Genomic DNA, 14,905 nt, shown 5'->3' with positions numbered 1-14,905 from the left:
AAAAGACTTAGAAATAATGCAAGTAATTGATGAAATATACACACAGCATCCTTACTTGAGCAAGAAGAATGTCTGAGCACCTTGTACCATTTGGAATCACAATAGGTCGCGAGGCAGTAAGTCGTTATTATAGAATAATGGCTATTGAAGCTATCTATCCTAAAATGAACTTAAGTAAGCGCAATCAAGCTCATAAAATATATCCATATCTTTTAAAAGGAGTTGAAATTATTAAAGTAAATCAGGTATGGAGTACAGATATCACTTATATTAGAATGGCACAAGGATTTGTATATTTGGTAGCAATTATTGATAGGTTTAGTCGTTATATTGTAAGCTGGAAGGTGTCTATTAGTTTAGAAAGTGACTTTTGTATTGATGCACTGGAAGAAGCTATAATAAAATATGGTCAGCCTGAAATCTTTAATACAGATCAAGGTTCTCAATTTACATCAAAAAATTTCACAGATAAACTAATTAAACGTGAAATCAAAATCATTATGGATGGCAAAGGCAGAGCCCTGGATAATGTATTTATAGAAAGATTTTGGCGTTCATTAAAACAAGAAAAAATATATTTGATGGTTTTAAATACTGTCAAGGAGGCAAAAAATGCTATAACTGATTACATAAATTTTTATAATAGAAAAAGAATGCACCAGTCATTGGAATATCTCACTCCGGAACAGGTGTATTTTACAAAAATTATTGAGTAAAATTATAACGCAAATTATATCTCATAAATCTTAATTTTTAGTCTAGACAAATTGGGCCACCTCAACAAGAGTTCTTACATAACGCGAGTTTCGTATTAATAGAGGAACTGAATAGCTGATAGTAACTGGGTTACGAGGATATGGGTAAAGAAAAATATGAAAAATAAACTTATGTCTATGTTGGATAAAATATTATTGCTTAAAAAAGCATTAATAGAATCTGTGTTTAGTAAAATTAAACTATTGGGGAAGTTTGAGCATTCAAGGCATAGATCAGTTACAAATGCCTTTGTGCATATGGTTGCAGCACTGATAAATTATCAAATGTCTGATAATAAACCTTCTATTACATCTCTCTTGATATGCTAAATCCTATGCTATATTAATTCGAAACTCGCGTTAAATAACGATGATAGGATTTTAATATATTTTTGTTTGGAAAAACAGGATATGATACTATATAGATATTATTAGAAGAAGGAATCGCTTTTTTAAGCTTATTTAGCATAAAAGGCATATTATAATTATGCTCTACTAAAATTATTGAAGTAAGATTGTAAGTTACAATAAAATCAACCGCTTTCTTAATATTATCTTCTTCAGACATTATTTTATTCGGAGCAAGTATTACTTGCTGTTCTATTACGCTATGTTCTTTTAGCAAATTTTTTAATTGCCCTGCAGATTCTATACCGGTAATAAATAATATAGGGGCATAGCCTGCCTTAAGCATTGCAATACCGGTTTCAATTTTATGTCCTCCTCCTGCAAATACTATTATTGCATTAGTAGTATTACTATTAAGCTTATAAGAATTTATTAAATATAAATAATAACCAAAACCAACAATCCAAAGAGCAAAAATTGCTAAAATTGTGAGTAAAAATTTTCTGATCATTTAAATATTTTATTAAATTCAGTTTGAATAATTTTATCAAATTCAGACATTTCAATATGAATTCCTAACTGATTTAAAGATGTTACTAAAGAATTTTCAAGTCCACAAGGAATAATCCCACTAAACTTACTTAAATCTGTTGAAATATTTATAGCTACACCGTGATATGTAACCCATTTTCTTACTCTAACACCTATTGCAGCAATTTTAGCAAATTCATCTTTCCTTACTTTTACCCAAATTCCTACTTTATCTTTAATAAGATATGCTTTAATTCCAAAATAATTTAAGCTATTTATAATCCATTCTTCAAGCATTTTTATATATAGCTTTAAATCTTTGTGGCGATTTGGTAAGGCTAAATTAAGAATTGGATAAATAACACGCTGACCCGGTCCATGAAAAGTAAATTTACCGCCACGTCCTGTGTAAATTACCGGAATATCACCAAAATCTAATACTTCTTCTGAGTTGTAATTAGTACCGGCTGTATATACTTCCGAATGCTCAACTAAATAAACAATTTCCGGCTCATTAGTATCAATTACCTTATTAACATGGTCTTCCATTAACTTCAAAGTAACCGAGTAATCAGTGAGACACGGTATTGTTATGAATTGTACCATATTAATTGCCTAACTCGGATTTATATTTCAATATTAATGCATCTAAAATTGCTATTGTTTCAACATCTAAATCATCGGAAAAGTTACTAGGACGAAAATGCATTTGAAACGAAATTATAACATCTTTCATTTTAGAATCTAAAATTCCGGTAGCTTCAAGTTTATAACCGTATGTAATAAATTTTTGCTGAATTGCTTTAATATCGGTTATATCAACTTGTGACAATAGATCGTTAAACACCTGTTCACCATACCAAGCTCCAATATCGTTATCATATAATAGTTTCCAAGGAAATAGTGGACCTGGGTCCTATTTTCTACCTGAAGCAATATCAGAATGCCCAACTACTCTAGTAGGTTTAATATCATATCTAGCAATAATCTGTTTACACAAACTTATAACACTATTAATTTGTTGCTTTGAATAAGGCAGCCAGGTTATATTATTGTTTTTTGCATTTACTTCAAAAGCAGGATTTACGATTTCAATACCGATTGATGTATCATTAATACGCTCATGACCTTGCCAGTAACTTACTCCGACATGCCATGCTCTATAATGCTCTTCTACTAATTGAAATATATATTCAGGGTTTTCATTGTTTATTAAATAATGGCTACTTAACCTTTCACCAGTTAAAAAATCTAAAGATTGCTTAAAATCACACTGTGTATAATGTAGCACTAGGAATTTAATACGTTTATCAAATCCCACAGCTCTATAAGATGTTTTATCGATTACTATCATAGATAAAAATTTTAAAGGATGTCACTATTGTATGTTTTTTCTATGTCATTCTTGTAAAAGCTTGCTCGCAATGATGATTTGGTATCTATACAAAGATAGCGTCAAGTATAACAAGAAAAATTTTGATGGTGCCGGATATCGGATTTGAACTGATGACCTACCGCTTACAAGGCGGTTGCTCTACCACTGAGCTAATCCGGCATATTAATATGATTATAGAGAAAAGATATGGTCTGGACCACGGTATCTAGAAAAATAGCTTGTAATAGTCAAATTTACTAGATCCCGCGATCAAGTCGCGGGATGACACAGGTGTGAAATTGATCCACACAGTCAATGCCTGCTCGCAATGACGAAAACACACTATAAACTAAGCTTCTTTAGCTTCCTTTTTACTTGGTCTAGCTTTGCGGTTTTTTGCTTTAACTTCCATTTCCTTTTTAACTTTCTCAGGAAAAGTAACACCCGCTTGTTCAATAAATTTTGCGACTCGCTCAGTTGGTTTAGCACCGGTGCCAAGCCAATATTCTATACGATCTTTTTTTAAAACTACACGCTCACTATTATCTGAAGCAAGCATTGGATTATAAGTTCCGACTTTTTCTAAAAAGTCACCGTCACGAGGTGCTGTTGCGTTAGCTACTACTACACGGTAAAAAGGACGCTTTTTAGCACCACCTCTAGCTAAACGAATTTTTACTGCCATATATTACTTACAATTATTTTATTTTTTCTTCTTTAAAAAGAACATGTTTTCTAACTACTTTATCATACTTACGAAAAGAAAGTTTCTCGGTTTGGGTCTTCGTATTACGTTTTTTTACCCAAAAAACACCTGTGCCGGCAGTACTTACTAGCCTTACCAAAACATTTTTATTTTTCTTTGCCATTGGCTGACACCTTAAATCAAGATATTATTTTATTATTCTAAGAAAAGCAGAATAAAACGAAATTGAAAAATAGTCAAGTAAAATACTCTACATACTTAATTATATGGATCGATTTTACTTATGTCATCCCGCGACTTGATCGCGGGATCCAATAATAAATACTAAAATTATTTAGTATTTTAAATTGTTTTTCTAGATACCGTGGTCAAGCCACGGTATGACACCGAATGCTTAAACGAGTTACCGTCCAAATAAGCGTTCGATATCCTTAAGCTTCAACTCAATATACGTAGGTCTACCGTGATTACATTGACCTGAAAACGGCGTATTTTCCATTTGACGCAGTAAAGCATTCATCTCGTCCACTGATAATTTTTGTCCTGCTCTAATAGAGTAATGACAGGCATAAGTTTCCGTCACATGCTCTATTAACTCCGTTAAAGCTATATTCTCACCAAAATCCGATAAATGATCAGCGAGATCCTGAATTAACTTTTGTACGTTTACGTCTCCAAGGATATTTGGAATTTCAGTTACTATAATAGATTTTTCGCCGAATTTTTCTAGAGTTAAACCGAGTTTATATAGTTTTTCTCTATGTTCATATAAACAATCTGCTTTTTTTTCATTTGGCAGTTCTACTATCTCAGGGATAAGCAAACGCTGTTTGATTAACTCTTCCGTTTTAAGGTAATCTTTTATTTTTTCATACCCTAAACGTTCATGTGCTACATGCTGGTCGGTAATCACTATACTATCTTCGGTTTGTGAAATAATATAAGTCGTATGAAGTTGTGTTTTAGCTGCCCCAAGTTTATATTGTTTACGGGTTTGCTGTTCATGTTCTATACGGTTTTCTACTTCTTGTTCTATTTTAGCATGTGGTAATGTATCGATTAATTTTTGACAAACATGATTTTGAGGAACTTTATTAAGTGTAGAATGAGTAGTAGGTCTATAATCTGCCGATTTACTATTAACATTTATAGCTTTGCTTATCTGTGGTTGTTTGTTGACTAAAGGATTTTTAAATAGTTCAAGAGCATCAGTTGCAATAGTAGTAGAAGTAACATGGCTTTTATTTGTTAAAGCATTTTTAATTGCTTCTATTAATAAGTTTCGCACATAATTCGGGTCATGAAATCTTACCTCTACTTTTGCCGGATGTACGTTAACGTCAACAAGTTGCGGATCAACTTGTAAGAATATAGCACATAGCGGATAACGATCACGAGCTAAATAATCTTGATATGCTACCCTTAAAGCTACCTGTAATAATTTATCTTTTACCGGTCTATTATTAATAAATAAAAACTGATCTTCACTTGAAGCTCTATTATATGTCGGGATACTAGTATAGCCGCAAATAGAGAAATCAGGTGTTTTGAAATCTATATAAGCGGCATTTTTTATAAAATCATCGCCTATAACATCAATTATACGCTGTTTTAGGTTAGTTTCTGCATCTTTATTTTGTCTCTTTAGTTTTAATAAATTCTTGCCGTCATGTGTTAAACTAAAAGAAATTTTAGGATGTGCTAGAGTGATTTTCTTAACCACATCTACAGTTGCTGCAAGCTCTGTTTTATCAGCTCTAAGAAATTTTAAACGTGCAGGTGTTGCGAAAAATAAATCACGTATCTCTATTTTAGTACCTTCATTATGAACAGAAATAGTAACTTGTTTTTCATTGCCACCGATTAATTTAATCTGAAATGCTTTGTCAGCCCCTTGTTTCTTAGAAGTAATTAGCATTTTGCTAATGGTAGCAATAGACGGCAGTGCTTCGCCCCTAAAACCGAAAGTATGAATATTTAGAAAATCACTTTCATCAAGCTTAGAAGTTGTATGACGTTCAACGGCAATTTCTAACTCCTTATCAGTCATACCGATACCGTCATCGGAAATAATGATTAGATTTTTACCGGCACGTTCTAAGATAATATCTATTTTAGTACTACCTGCATCAACAGCATTTTCAACTAATTCCTTTACTACCGATGCGGGTCTTTCTATAACCTCACCAGCAGCAATTCGGTTGATAGTACTTTCCGAAAGAAACTTGATAGTCATTTTGTTACTAATTTAAATTTCTTACTACAATATGGGCAGATAACTTCCTTTTTTTCTTTATCTATCTCTAAATAAACTTTTGGATGGTCATATGGAGGTTCTTTGCCCTGGCAAGATACAGATGCATCAACGCTATTAACAATTTCCATAGATTTATACATTATTTCTTTAAGTGAAATCTAATATAAGTTACTTTTAAATAAAAGACAAATATTACTTGATTAACTTATGGAATCCATCTCTGTCATCCCGTGGTCAAGCCACGGGGTGACACCGAATGCGTTTTTCGATCTATACAACAACACTGGTATATTTATAAGGAGGTAAAAATGAAAGACAAATAGCGGTATCGGGCTTGAGATAGCAAAACATTTTGCAAAACTTGAGTCTAAAATAGTTATTAACGGTTTTGCAAAAGAAGATGAAATAGCCAAAATTTCAGCAGAATTGAAAGAACTTGGTGCAAGTAGCGTATTTTATCAAGGAATAAATTTGGCAGAACCTGATGAAATTCGTTCTATGTTTGAGAGAATAATAAAAGAATTCGGTAAAATAGACATATTAGTAAATAATGCAGGTATTCAGCATGTTGCTTCTATCGATGAACTTCCTGAAGATAAATGGGAGCAAATTTTGCGTATAGATTTAATAGCCTCTTTCTATACTACAAAATATGCAATACCGATTATGAAAAAACGGCTTCGGGCGAATTATTAACATCGCTTCCGCTCATGCATATGTCGCATCACCTTTTAAGTCGGCATATGTAGCAGCAAAGCACAGTATCCTTGGGCTTACCAAAACCATTGCTTTAGAAGTAGCCGAGAATAATATTACAGTTAATGCTATCTGTCCCGGTTACGTCAACACACCATTAGTAAGGAATCAAATAGCAGATACTGCTAAAGCTAGACATATCAGTGAAGAATCAACGTTAAGGGATGTAATCCTTAAATCTCAAGCTACGAAAAAATTTGTAGAAGCTGATGAAATAGCAAACTTAGTAATATTCTTATGTGACAAAAAAGCTTCATCAAGAATAGGTATTGGACTCTTGATAGATGGCGGCTGGACGGCACAGTAGTTTTTAATGTCCCCCTTCGGGGATAAGAAATCCCTCGCCTTCAGGCGAAGGGAAGATATAATGAAATTGCTTTAGCAATGAATTTATATCAAGAAACATGAGAAGTTATAGAAAGAATAGTCATAGTCAGTATGATTTAAAAGTACATCTTATATGGATACCAAAATATAGGAAGAGAGTATTGATAGGCAAAGTAGCGGAAAGGGCTAGAGATTTACTAAGGCAGATTTGTATGGAACATGAAGTATATATAATTTCAGGGAAAATATCATGTGATCACGTGCATATGTTTATCTCATATAAATCACAAATATCTCTTAGCAAGTTAGTACAGTATTTAAAAGGTAGTAGCTCAAGAATTTTATTGCAAGAATTTGCTCATTTAAGAAAACAATTTTGGGGCAATCATTTGTGGGCTAGGGGCTATATGGCGGTCAGTTCAGGTAATATAACTGATGAAATGATACAGCACTATATTGATGAACAGGAAGGCGAACCTGTGAATGATGATCGATTTCTAATCGATTCCACTTTATAACCCCTCAGCTTATAGCTGAGGGTTGTTTAATGCTTTTTTAAGCAATAATATTTTATCCAACATAGACATAAGTTTATTTTTCATATTTTTCTTTACCCTAGTTACCATAAAAATTCCTTGCTCTAAAAGTTGTAGAAATAATTGTTGCGAAATATAACCACGATCTCCGAATACTTTACCAAAAAGATTTTTGATTATCAGTTCCAGCTGTTTTCTATCATCCTTATTGCCAGGGCTAAAAGATGCTTTAACTATACCACCGGCTCTATTAATTATTAGATGTAGTTTAAGTCCATAGAACCAACCTTTTGTTGTCTTACTGCTTGCTGCTATGCCCGGCGAACACTTTATTCATTGAAATACGGTATCTCTTACATACCTCTATACTACTTGAATCTACAAAAGAGAGTCCGTCACACTGATCCAAAATAGAATTGAATATTAGTACTAATAGTGGTAAATGTGGACCTATTATTTTTATAAATTGACTATAGCTTACTAATTGAAAATCTCTTTGATGATGAATTCATATTTGCTTCAGATAATAATTCTTAAAACAATCATAAGATGACTGCCAGTAGCCTATTATAATTGTTATTACCTCACTTCTGTTCAGTCGACTTTTAGGACCAGATTTGTTGTTATGGTTAGTAATTGAATTTGTATGCTTGTCTAATTCTTGAAAAAAATCATCGACGTAACAAAATATTTCTGTAAAATCCATTATCATAGGTTATTGCTCTTAAAGTTTTTTCAATAACCTATAAACTTTTTTCTAATACTATAAATACCATATTTTAATTAGCAATTTGTATTTTATACTCACTTTATAACAAAAACAGTATTATCAAGATCCCCGTAACCCAGTTACTATCAGCTATTCAGCGACTTTTTGAATACGAAACTCGCGTTATGTAGTTACTTCTTTTGGTTTAGTGTATTTAATTAATTATTTTGAATCATGGGCATGGGGGTTAATAGCGATTATTATTCCTACAGGGATTGGATATATTGGGGGTATAAATCACTTTCAAAGATTGGAGAAAGAAGTGAATCAGTATCCTTAAACCTAAAAGAAATTTTTTTTGAATATCTATTTGTATATCTAAAAATATTGTAGGGATCTTTATCTTTAAATAAATAGATAAAGGTACAAAATTTCTTAAAGTCTCTTCAATAATTTTTTTAGCCTTTTCAGCTGATTTAGCTGCTAATGTTTGTACATTATGAATACGATCAAATAATTTTATAAATGCGGTATCATATCTTTTTTGCTTAATTAATAGGTTTAAGCTTTCCTCGACACTGATTTTTCCGTGAGGTTTAATTCTAGTTAAACCTTCTACAGGTTTTGCTATTTCTTTACCAAAAATTTCGATGATCATCTTTTCAGTAAGCTCTGTATCCTCAATAGTATCGTGAAGTAGAGCAGCATTTATCATATTAGAAGTAAAAAGCTTAGGAGCTTAGTCTGCCACAAACTCCGCAAGCATAATCGCCACCTCAATCGGATGAGAATAGTAAGGATCGCCTGATTGACGCTATTTGCAAACCATGATATTTATGAGCGTAGTAGATACTTTTTTGACTTCCTCTATATCAACAGGATTTTTTACTTTAGTGTTTAAATATTCGAGTTTATCAATCAGCTTTTTAGCGTAAATGCAAATTTCAAACTTTTCTTTCCAAGAGCTTATATCTTCCATAAAAGTTATTTCTTATTTTTGTTAATAATAGTTGATTAAAAAAATTGCAATAATAAATAATTTTTTAATTTTAAATAGATTAATAACTTTTGGTTATATTGTATTTAAACAACTTCATTCTGTTTTGTTATTTACTTTTGCTTCTTGTTCTTGCTGTAATTTATACTCTGCTGCTTTTTCTTCTATATAGTTAAAAAAGAAATAACAAAAAGTTAAAAAACTAGTAAGAATAATAGCAAATGTTATTAATATTAACTTAAGCTCTTTCCTTGCATTTTGAGCTTTTAAACGTTTTTCCTCCTCTTCATCTATTATTAACTCAGAGGTTAAAATTTCTTCTTCTTTATTTTCCATATTTTAACTCTTAAAAATTAGATTATATCATGAATGACAGAGTTTAATTATTATTTAAGAGAAGCAACTAAAGAACCCTCAGCTATAAGCTGAGGGGTTATAAAGTGGAATCGATTAGAAATCGATCATCATTCACAGGTTCACCTTCCTGTTCATCAATATAGTGCTGTATCATTTCATCAGTTATATTACCTGAACTGACCGCCATATAGCCCCTAGCCCACAAATGATTGCCCCAAAATTGTTTTCTTAAATGAGCAAATTCTTGCAATAAAATTCTTGAGCTACTACCTTTTAAATACTGTACTAACTTGCTAAGAGATATTTGTGATTTATATGAGATAAACATATGCACGTGATCACATGATATTTTCCCTGAAATTATATATACTTCATGTTCCATACAAATCTGCCTTAGTAAATCTCTAGCCCTTTCCGCTACTTTGCCTATCAATACTCTCTTCCTATATTTTGGTATCCATATAAGATGTACTTTTAAATCATACTGACTATGACTATTCTTTCTATAACTTCTCATGTTTCTTGATATAAATTCATTGCTAAAGCAATTTCATTATATCTTCCCTTCACCTGAAGGCGAGGGATTTCTTATCCCCGAAGGGGGACATTAAAATAAGTCAATGACTATAATTATAGTTTTATAAATTTAGTTCACCTATAAATATAATTATTTAGAGTTGAAAAAATCATTATTGTTTCCATGGGAATGACATAAGATCCGTGCAACAAAGTCGCTTTTAGCTAGGAATGACATCAAAGCGTTAAGCTCCAATACAAAGCAATTCTTTTTAGGCAATGCCGTCAAAACAATAATGTTCTCAATTGACTTTTGGAAAGGCACAGGTTTTTCGAGCCATGCAACAAGGCGTACGGCTGCTCGCAATGACGATATCAGTTGCTTTTAGGTGATACCTGTTTTTAGCCTTAATTTTTATATTCCAGGATAAATTATAGTATGCTAAGATATTGCTTTTAAAAATAAGTGGTTATCAGTGTCAAAATTTTCTTTTAATATTCATCATCAGAATAAAAAAGCTAGAAGCGGTATTATCACAACCGCACACGGTGAGATTCGCACTCCTGCCTTTATGCCGGTCGGGACTAGAGGAACCGTTAAGGCAATGCTACCTGAATCAGTAGCTGAAACGGGGGCGGATATACTGCTTGGTAATACGTATCACTTAATGCTGCAGCCGACTGCCGAACGTATAGCACGTCTTGGCGGTCTGCATAAATTCATGAATTGGGATAAGCCTATATTAACCGATTCCGGCGGTTTTCAGGTAATGTCGTTATCGAAGTTACGCAAGATAACCGAAGAGGGAGTAAGTTTCAGCTCTCATATTAATGGTGATAAATATATGTTAACTCCTGAGCGTTCTACCGAAATACAATATCTGCTCGGTAGTACGATTACTATGGCTTTTGATGAATGTACGCCTTACCATTCAACCTTTGAAGAAGCTAAAACTTCTATGCAGTTAACGACTAGATGGACGAAGAGATCGCGTAATGCTTTTGTTAAGCGGGAAGGCTACGCACAATTCGGTATTATTCAAGGTAGTATTTACGAAGAATTACGTGAGCAATCGGCTAAGGATTTAGTAGAACTCGATTTTGAGGGCTATGCTATAGGCGGGCTTGCGGTAGGCGAGGGGCAGGAGCTTATGTTTAAAGTACTTGACTATGCTCCCGATTTTCTGCCGCAAAATAAGCCGCGTTACTTAATGGGAGTCGGTAAGCCTGCTGATATTATCGGTGCGGTTAGCAGGGGTATAGATATGTTTGACTGCGTAATCCCGACACGCTCAGGTCGCAACGGTCAGGCTTTTACCAAATACGGTATGGTAAATATCCGCAATAGCAAATATGTCGATGATAACGAGCCGCTTGAGCATGATTGCCTATGTCCTGCTTGTAAAAACTATAGTAAAGCTTATCTGCATCACTTAGTTAGAATCGGTGAAATACTTGGCTCTATGCTAATGACGTGGCATAATTTAACATATTTTCAAAACCTCATGAGCCGTATTAGAGAATATATTAAACTAGGTAAAGATTTTGATTTTAATTCTTAAATTGACTAATTATAAAATAGGTCTTATTATATGTACATGTACTTAAATATATCATATTATGGAAGCAATATCTTACACTAAAGCAAGAAATAATTTTGCAGATATTATGGAAAGAGTTTGTGTAGATCACACTTCAGTGGTTGTAACTAGACAAAAACAAAAACCGGTGGTTATTATGTCCCTTGAAGACTATAATGCTATGGAGGAAACTTTATACTTATTAAAAAGTCCTAAAAATGCTGCAAGACTAAAACGAGCAATTAATGATTTTGAAGCAAATAAAAACTTTAAAACAATGTCTTTATAATGGAAATATCATTTCACATTGATGCATGGGCAGATTATTTGTACTTTCAAAAAAATGATACAAAAATTCTAGAAAAAATAAATGAGCTAATTAAAGATATTACAAGTTCTCCCTTTACGGGAATCGGTAAACCTGTAGGCTTAAAGTACGATTTATCAGGCTATTGGTCTCGCCGGATTAATCACGAACATAGGTTAATATATACTATTAAAGGTAAAACCGTTTATATATTACAATGTAGATATCATTATTAAATCCGAATTTTAAATAAAAGTATGAATTACTAATGCAAAATATTGATTTAATATCTGAAGAAGAAGCAAAAAAATTACTAGAAGAATTAGCAGATAAAATAGCAGCATATAATCATGCTTATTATATAGAAGATAATCCTTTAGTTTCAGATGCTGAGTATGATCAGCTATTTAATACCAATCTAAAGCTAGATCAGAAATTCCCCCATCTAATTCTAGAAAATAATCCTAGCAAAAAAGTAGGGGCTAAAATAGCAAATAAATTTGCTAAAGTTACGCATCAAGCACCAATACTATCTCTTAGTAATGCTTTTGACGAGCAAGATGTAAGAGATTTTGTAGATCGTATAAAAAATTTCTTACGCCTTGATGAGTTTGTTCCTATCTTTTGTGAGCCTAAAATAGACGGTTGTCTTTTTCTGCTATTTATAAGATGGGCTGCTTACAACGGGAGCTACAGAGGTGATGGGATATGTCGGTGAAGATATAACGGCAAATATTAAAACAATCAAAAATTTTCCTCATAAAATAGATAATGCTCTGGAGTTTTTAGAAGTGCGAGGGGAAATTTATATTGAGAAACAAGATTTTTTAAACCTAAATAAAGAACAGGAAGAGCAGGGCAGAGATAAATTTGCCAATCCTCGTAATGCTGCTGCCGGCTCGCTTCGTCAACTTGATGCTTCTATTACGTCTCAAAGGCCGCTCAAATATTTTGTTTATTCAGGAGGGGTAACTGAACAGAATCTCGCTTCTTCACAAGATCAACTACTTACAAAATTAAAAGAATTCAGCTTTAGCGTTAATGAGATATCAAAACTTGCGTATTCCGAAGAAGAAATTTTTGCTTTTTATGAATATCTCAAAACAAATAGAGAAAATTTACCTTATGAAATTGATGGAGTAGTATATAAGCTAAATGATTTTGCACTGCAAAATAGAATGGGGTTTATTGCTAGATCTCCAAGATTTGCTACCGCTCATAAATTTCCTGCTATAATAGGACAAACAAAACTGCTTTCTATTACGGTGCAAGTAGGCAGAACCGGTACGTTAACACCGGTAGCCGAGCTTGAACCTATAGAAATAGGCGGGGTAACCGTTAGCAGAGCAACGCTGCATAATTTTCAAGAAATTATGCGAAAAGACGTACGTATCGGCGATTATGTATTTCTGCAACGTGCCGGTGACGTTATTCCTCAAATTACGGGAGTTGATTTTGATAAACGTCCTAATGATACAGCAACGTTTGATACTCCTTTATTTTGTCCGTCATGCAATTCTAAATTACATTATGTACCTGAAGATATTATTATACGCTGTGATAACGGTCTTAACTGCCCTGCTCAGAATTATGAGCGTATCCGTCATTTTGTATCGAAAAATGCTATGGATATTGAAGGATTGGGGCGTAAGCAAGTTGAGTTTTTAATAGATAAGGGATTAATTAGCAATCCATTCGATATTTTCTTTTTAAAAGAAAAAAATGATTCTAGCTTAACAAAACTTGAGAATATGGATGGGTGGGGTAAAAAATCAGTAGAGAATCTTTTTAAAAATATAGAAAAATCAAAGAACGTTAGCTTACCAAGGTTCATATATGCATTAGGTATAAGGCATATCGGTGAACAAAACGCTAAATTACTTGCTAGAGAATTTGGTAGCTATGCTAATTTTATAGCTCAAATGGGATTACTTAGTAAAAACGATTCGGATATCTATCAAAAACTAAATGATTTAGAGGGTATCGGCTATAAGATTTTAGTAGATATTATTGATTTTTTTGACATTAAAGAAAATATTGAACTTATCAAAAAACTTGGTGAAATATTAAATATTGAAGATTATAAAGAGACTAGAGAACAAAGCAGTTTAACAGGCAAGATAGTAGTATTTACCGGTAGCTTACCGACGATATCTAGAGCGGAAGCTAAAGCAACGGCTGAAAAGTTTGGAGCTAAAGTTGCAGCTAGCGTATCATCTAACACGGATTTAGTCGTAGCAGGCGTTGATGCAGGCAGTAAACTTAAAAAAGCTAAAGAGCTGGGAATTAAAATTATTGATGAAGAAGAATGGCTTACGCTCATAAAAAATGTTTAAAACAATGAATAAAGGAATGGAAAGCCAGGTAGTAATTTATCAAGATGAAAATGGGGAAGTTAATGTTGAGGTTAAGATAATAGACGAAACAGTTTGGCTATCTTTAAATCAAATAGCAAAATTATTCGCCCAAGATAAATTAGTAATTTCAAGACATCTAAAGAATATATTTAAAGAGCAAGAATTAGAAGAGAAAGCAGTTGTTGCATTTTTTGCAACAACTGCCGCTGACGGTAAAACATACCAAGCAGAATATTATAATTTAGATGCAATAATATCAGTCGGGTATAGGGTAAATTCTAAGAGAGGGATCGCCTTTAAAAAGTGGGCTACTAACTTACTTAAAGAATATCTCATTAAAGGCTATAGTATTAATCAAGATAAAATTACTCAAAAGAAATTAAATAATCTACAATAAACGGTAGAACTTTTAACAAATACTTTGATAAATCAAAATTTAGTAAATAGTACAGGACAAGAATTAATTAATCTTATAAGGAATTACTCTAAAA

At 32.7% G+C, this 14,905-nt stretch carries 17 protein-coding genes, 1 tRNA gene and 4 pseudogenes; 9 read left to right on the top strand and 13 right to left on the bottom strand.

Going from position 1 to position 14,905, the window contains the following annotated elements; all coding sequences use genetic code 11:
* Positions 1 to 68 precede the first annotated feature (68 nt).
* Positions 69 to 716 (top strand): IS3 family transposase, encoded by a 648-nt coding sequence (locus REIS_RS00360; protein WP_008579265.1) that lies wholly within the window; start codon positions 69 to 71, stop codon positions 714 to 716.
* Positions 717 to 872: 156 nt separating this feature from the next.
* The gene (locus tag REIS_RS00355; RefSeq protein ID WP_008579264.1) at positions 873 to 1,085 is read left to right on the top strand and encodes a transposase; all 213 of its coding nucleotides are present in this window, start codon (positions 873 to 875) and stop codon (positions 1,083 to 1,085) included.
* A gap of 13 nt (positions 1,086 to 1,098) precedes the next feature.
* Here REIS_RS00355 and REIS_RS00350 read toward each other — a convergent pair whose 3' ends face one another.
* From REIS_RS00350 to REIS_RS11735, 8 genes and pseudogenes are all read right to left on the bottom strand, one after another.
* The gene (locus tag REIS_RS00350; RefSeq protein WP_008579263.1) at positions 1,099 to 1,614 is read right to left on the bottom strand and encodes a YdcF family protein; all 516 of its coding nucleotides are present in this window, start codon (positions 1,612 to 1,614) and stop codon (positions 1,099 to 1,101) included.
* Positions 1,611 to 2,240 carry a lipoyl(octanoyl) transferase LipB gene (lipB, locus tag REIS_RS00345; RefSeq protein WP_008579261.1) on the bottom strand — a complete coding sequence of 210 codons (630 nt, stop codon included), beginning with the start codon at positions 2,238 to 2,240 and terminating at the stop codon, positions 1,611 to 1,613. The genes REIS_RS00350 and lipB overlap by 4 nt, the downstream gene beginning before the upstream one ends.
* A gap of 1 nt (position 2,241) precedes the next feature.
* Positions 2,242 to 2,988: pseudogene (locus tag REIS_RS00340) on the bottom strand (N-acetylmuramoyl-L-alanine amidase).
* 126 nt (positions 2,989 to 3,114) lie between these two features.
* A tRNA-Thr gene (locus tag REIS_RS00335) sits at positions 3,115 to 3,189 on the bottom strand.
* A gap of 169 nt (positions 3,190 to 3,358) precedes the next feature.
* Positions 3,359 to 3,694, bottom strand: a complete 336-nt coding sequence (rpsP, locus tag REIS_RS00330) for a 30S ribosomal protein S16 (protein WP_008579260.1) — start codon at positions 3,692 to 3,694, stop codon at positions 3,359 to 3,361.
* 13 nt (positions 3,695 to 3,707) lie between these two features.
* Positions 3,708 to 3,878 carry a 50S ribosomal protein L33 gene (gene rpmG / locus REIS_RS00325; RefSeq protein WP_008579259.1) on the bottom strand — a complete coding sequence of 57 codons (171 nt, stop codon included), beginning with the start codon at positions 3,876 to 3,878 and terminating at the stop codon, positions 3,708 to 3,710.
* A gap of 240 nt (positions 3,879 to 4,118) precedes the next feature.
* A complete protein-coding gene (mutL, locus tag REIS_RS00320; protein ID WP_008579258.1) occupies positions 4,119 to 5,951 on the bottom strand; it encodes a DNA mismatch repair endonuclease MutL in 1,833 nt (610 codons plus the stop codon).
* Entirely contained in the window at positions 5,948 to 6,112 is a 165-nt protein-coding gene (locus tag REIS_RS11735; RefSeq protein ID WP_008579257.1) for a zinc-finger domain-containing protein, read from the bottom strand. Before REIS_RS11735 ends, mutL begins: the two co-directional genes overlap by 4 nt.
* 238 nt (positions 6,113 to 6,350) lie before the next feature.
* Here REIS_RS11735 and REIS_RS16615 point away from each other — a divergent pair.
* Both REIS_RS16615 and tnpA (REIS_RS00310) read left to right on the top strand, forming a co-directional pair.
* Positions 6,351 to 7,035, top strand: a pseudogene (locus REIS_RS16615) (3-hydroxybutyrate dehydrogenase); the annotation flags it as partial.
* A 97-nt stretch (positions 7,036 to 7,132) separates the two neighbouring features.
* Entirely contained in the window at positions 7,133 to 7,573 is a 441-nt protein-coding gene (tnpA, locus tag REIS_RS00310) for an IS200/IS605 family transposase (protein ID WP_008579210.1), read from the top strand.
* Positions 7,574 to 7,582: 9 nt separating this feature from the next.
* Here the strand turns inward: tnpA (REIS_RS00310) and REIS_RS11730 are convergent, their stop codons facing one another.
* From REIS_RS11730 to tnpA (REIS_RS00290), 5 genes and pseudogenes are all read right to left on the bottom strand, one after another.
* The gene (locus REIS_RS11730) at positions 7,583 to 7,906 is read right to left on the bottom strand and encodes a transposase (RefSeq protein WP_256377124.1); all 324 of its coding nucleotides are present in this window, start codon (positions 7,904 to 7,906) and stop codon (positions 7,583 to 7,585) included.
* Positions 7,890 to 8,000, bottom strand: coding sequence for a transposase (locus tag REIS_RS16725; RefSeq protein WP_008579254.1), 111 nt, complete (start codon positions 7,998 to 8,000; stop codon positions 7,890 to 7,892). The genes REIS_RS11730 and REIS_RS16725 overlap by 17 nt, the downstream gene beginning before the upstream one ends.
* 547 nt (positions 8,001 to 8,547) lie before the next feature.
* Positions 8,548 to 9,279 (bottom strand): annotated as a pseudogene (locus REIS_RS11725) (HD domain-containing protein).
* Positions 9,280 to 9,393: 114 nt separating this feature from the next.
* The gene (locus tag REIS_RS00295) at positions 9,394 to 9,633 is read right to left on the bottom strand and encodes a hypothetical protein (protein ID WP_008579238.1); all 240 of its coding nucleotides are present in this window, start codon (positions 9,631 to 9,633) and stop codon (positions 9,394 to 9,396) included.
* A 97-nt stretch (positions 9,634 to 9,730) separates the two neighbouring features.
* Entirely contained in the window at positions 9,731 to 10,171 is a 441-nt protein-coding gene (gene tnpA, locus REIS_RS00290) for an IS200/IS605 family transposase (protein WP_008579210.1), read from the bottom strand.
* A gap of 475 nt (positions 10,172 to 10,646) precedes the next feature.
* Here tnpA (REIS_RS00290) and tgt point away from each other — a divergent pair, with 475 nt between their 5' ends.
* From tgt to REIS_RS00265, 5 genes and pseudogenes are all read left to right on the top strand, one after another.
* Positions 10,647 to 11,732 (top strand): tRNA guanosine(34) transglycosylase Tgt, encoded by a 1,086-nt coding sequence (tgt, locus tag REIS_RS00285; RefSeq protein ID WP_008579253.1) that lies wholly within the window; start codon positions 10,647 to 10,649, stop codon positions 11,730 to 11,732.
* Positions 11,733 to 11,790: 58 nt separating this feature from the next.
* Positions 11,791 to 12,039 (top strand): type II toxin-antitoxin system Phd/YefM family antitoxin, encoded by a 249-nt coding sequence (locus tag REIS_RS00280; protein WP_008579252.1) that lies wholly within the window; start codon positions 11,791 to 11,793, stop codon positions 12,037 to 12,039.
* Positions 12,039 to 12,293, top strand: a complete 255-nt coding sequence (locus REIS_RS00275) for a Txe/YoeB family addiction module toxin (protein WP_008579251.1) — start codon at positions 12,039 to 12,041, stop codon at positions 12,291 to 12,293. The genes REIS_RS00280 and REIS_RS00275 overlap by 1 nt, the downstream gene beginning before the upstream one ends.
* A 32-nt stretch (positions 12,294 to 12,325) precedes the next feature.
* A pseudogene (gene ligA, locus REIS_RS00270) lies at positions 12,326 to 14,393 on the top strand (NAD-dependent DNA ligase LigA).
* Positions 14,394 to 14,397: 4 nt separating this feature from the next.
* Complete coding sequence (locus tag REIS_RS00265; protein ID WP_050755389.1) at positions 14,398 to 14,811, top strand: virulence RhuM family protein; 414 nt, start codon at positions 14,398 to 14,400, stop codon at positions 14,809 to 14,811.
* The last annotated feature ends 94 nt before the right edge of the window (positions 14,812 to 14,905 follow it).

Origin of the sequence: Rickettsia endosymbiont of Ixodes scapularis (genome assembly GCF_000160735.1) — a bacterium.
Lineage (GTDB): Bacteria > Pseudomonadota > Alphaproteobacteria > Rickettsiales > Rickettsiaceae > Rickettsia > Rickettsia tamurae.
Note: the sequence above shows the minus strand (reverse complement) of the source record. Positions and strands in the feature narration are given on the sequence as shown.